General features: G+C 68.8%; 2 protein-coding genes. One reads left to right on the top strand and one right to left on the bottom strand.

Annotated elements, in window-relative coordinates:
- Positions 1 to 3 precede the first annotated feature (3 nt).
- Positions 4 to 1,032 carry an alcohol dehydrogenase catalytic domain-containing protein gene (locus tag VGV60_18670; GenBank protein ID HEV8703301.1) on the bottom strand — a complete coding sequence of 343 codons (1,029 nt, stop codon included), beginning with the start codon at positions 1,030 to 1,032 and terminating at the stop codon, positions 4 to 6.
- A gap of 66 nt (positions 1,033 to 1,098) precedes the next feature.
- On the opposite strand from VGV60_18670, the gene VGV60_18665 reads away from it, so the two are divergent.
- Positions 1,099 to 3,104 (top strand): beta-galactosidase (locus tag VGV60_18665; GenBank protein HEV8703300.1); only part of this gene is annotated, 2,006 nt, incomplete at its 3' end.

Genomic DNA, 3,104 nt, shown 5'->3' with positions numbered 1-3,104 from the left:
CGCTCACGGGTTGAGCATCACCTTGACCACCGGCTCCTTGCGCGTGGACAGCAGGTCGAACGCCTTCTCGAAATCCCGCAGGGCGAAACGGTGCGTGACGAGCGGCTTCACCTCGAGGCGGCCCGTCTCGATGAGCCGCAGGGCTTCCGTGAAGTCGTCGGTCGTATACGCGAACACGCCGTCGACGCGCAGGTCCTTCAGCGCGAACACGTCCGCCTCCATGAACAAGCGCCGGCCTCCGCCCGTGATGCCCATCAGGACGACCGTGCCCCCCCGGCGCGCCATCTCGAGCGAGAGGGGAAGCGCGCTTTCGCTCCCCGCCGCCTCCAGCACGACGTCGGCGCCCGCGCCCCCGGTCAGGGCGCGCACGCGGCTCACCGGGTCGTCGCTCACGGTCAGGTATTCGGTGGCGCCCATCTGGCGCGCCACGGCCTCGCTGACGCGGTCCACGCCCACCACGATCACGTGTCGCGGCTGCCCCCGCTTCGCCCAGCCGGCCGCCAGCAGTCCGATGGTGCCCGGTCCGACGACGACGACGGTGTCGCCCGGTTTCACGTTCGCGCGCCGGCATCCGTGCACGACGCACGCGAACGGCTCTGTGAGCGCGGCCGATTCGAAGGGCAGGGTGTCGGAGAAGGCATGGGCCAGATCCGACCGCACCACGGCGTACTCGGCGAAGCCGCCGGGCAGCGTGAACCCGTACTCGTTGTACGAGGCGCAGAGGTTCGTCTCGCCGCGCTTGCACCAGGCGCAGGCGCGGCAGAAGTTGTGGCCCTCGACGGCCACGCGCTGTCCGGGGCCGAGCCCCTTGACGCCCGGGCCCGCCTCTTCCACCGTCCCGCACCATTCGTGTCCAGGGATCACCGGGTACTTGACGTACGCCTGGGGGCGCGTGCCCTTCCAGACCTCCACGTCGCTCATGCACACGCCGGCCGCGGCCACCTTGACGAGCACCTGGCCTTCGCCGGGCCTCGGCTTGCTCTCGTCCCTGAAGAACGCCCGGTGGGGCGTACGAATGACCACTGCTTTCACGCGCCCCCCTGGTGGGAGGCGAGGGTAAGTCGCGCCCTGGGGGGTGTCAAGATAACATCCCGCGCCATGCTCAGGACCCTTTTCGCGGTCTCGGCGCTCGCGCTCGCGGTTGCCTCCGCCCGCCCCCCCGAACCGCCGGACCGGTACTCGGCGTTCCTGTTCGGCGTCGACTACTACCCGGAGCACTGGCCCGAGAGCTACTGGGAGGACGACGCGCGGCGCATGCGCGACGCGGGGGTGACCACGGTGCGGATGGCCGAGTTCGCCTGGTACCTGATGGAGCCCCAGGAGGGCACCTACGACTTCGGCCTGTTCGACCGCGCGATCGCGGTAATGGCGCGCCACGGCATCAAGACGATCCTGGGCACGCCCACCGCGGCGCCCCCGAAGTGGCTGACGAACACGTATCCGGAGACGCTGGCCGTCTACAGCAACGGCCGGCCGGTGGACGACCAGACCCGCCGGCACTACTGCTACAACAGCCCGATCTACCGGCAGCTCTCGAAGAAGATCGTCGAGGCCATGGCCGGGCACTTCAAGGACAACCTCCACGTGATCGGCTGGCAGACCGACAACGAGTTCAACTGCCACCTCAGCGAGTGCTACAGCGAGAGCTGCCGGCGCGCCTTCCGCACCTGGGCGAAGGGCCGGTACGGCGACCTTCCGTCGCTGAACCGCCGCTGGGGCACGGGCGTCTGGAGCCAGTGGTACACCGACTGGGAGCAGCTCGACCTGCCGTTCCCGGCCCCCGCCCAGCACAGCCCGGGGCTGATGCTCGACTACAAGCGCTTCCTGTCGGACTCGGTCGTTTCCTACCAGAAGGACCAGATCGACATCCTGCGCCGCGTCCGGCCGCGCGACTTCATCACCCACAACCAGTTCTTCAAGAACATCGACTACTACGACCTGACGCGCGAGCTGGACATCTTCTCGGTGGACACCTACCCGAGCTTCGTCGAGGTACCGCAATACCCGATCGGCGCCGGCCACACCCTGGCCCGCAACTTCAACGGCCGCTTCATGGTCATGGAGATGCAGACGGGCTCGGGCGGGCAGGACTACCTGCTCACCGGCGCCCGTCCCGGCCAGCAGAGCCTGTGGGCCTTCCAGGCGATCGCGCACGGCGCCGAAGGGCTGGTCCATTTCCGCTGGCGCACGGCCCGCCGCGGCGCGGAAGAGTACTGGGACGGCGTCATCGACCACGACAACCGCGGGCGCTGGAAGTACGACGAGTTCAAGAAGGAGGGGCGGCAGCTCGCGCGCCTCGGACCCGAGATCCTCGGTTCGAAGCTCGTCTCCGAGGTCGCGGCCATCAAGGACTACGACGGCGAATGGGTCTACGACTACCAGTACCTCACGCGCGAGGTGAGCGTCGGGTCGGCCTTCACCCACCTGTTCCAGGCCGCCTCCGAGCTCAAGCACAACATCGACTTCATCTCGCCGCAGGCGGACTTCGGCCGGTACAAGGTGCTGTTCGGGCCGTACCTCGTGCTGATGGACCCGGACCTGGCGGGGAGGATCCGCCGCTTCGTCGAGGAGGGCGGCGTGTTCATCGCCTCCGCCCACGTCGCGGCCAAGGACCGCGACAACGGCATGACCGAGAAGACGCCGCCGCTCTGGCTCGACGACGTCTTCGGCGCGCGCCGGACCGAATACTTCGTCTACCAGCCGCCCTCGGGCGACAAGAACGCGCTTCGCTTCGACGCGCGCACGGCCGTGCCCGTCCACGTCATGACGGAGAAGCTCGAGCCCACGACCGCGCGCGTGATTGCCACCTGGGACCGCGACTATCAGAAGGGCGCGCCCGCCGTCACGGAGAACCGTGTCGGCCGCGGGAAGGCGATCTACTACGGCTCGTTCTTCAACCTGGACGCGGCCCGCTACCTCCTCGCGCGGTACGCCGGTGAGCAGAAGGTGCAGCCGATCATCACGGGCGTGCCCGCAGCGGTGGAGGTCACGCGCCGGACGAAGGGTGACGTGGACCATTTCTTCATCCTCAACCACGCCGCGGACCCCGTGACGGTCTCGCCGGGAGCCGGTTACGAGGATGCGCTCGAGGGCGGGGCCGCGGC

This window comes from Candidatus Polarisedimenticolia bacterium (assembly GCA_036001465.1).
GTDB lineage: Bacteria > Acidobacteriota > Polarisedimenticolia > Gp22-AA2 > Gp22-AA2 > Gp22-AA3.
The sequence above is the reverse complement of the archived record's forward strand: the minus strand, read 5'-3'. Positions and strand labels throughout refer to the sequence as shown.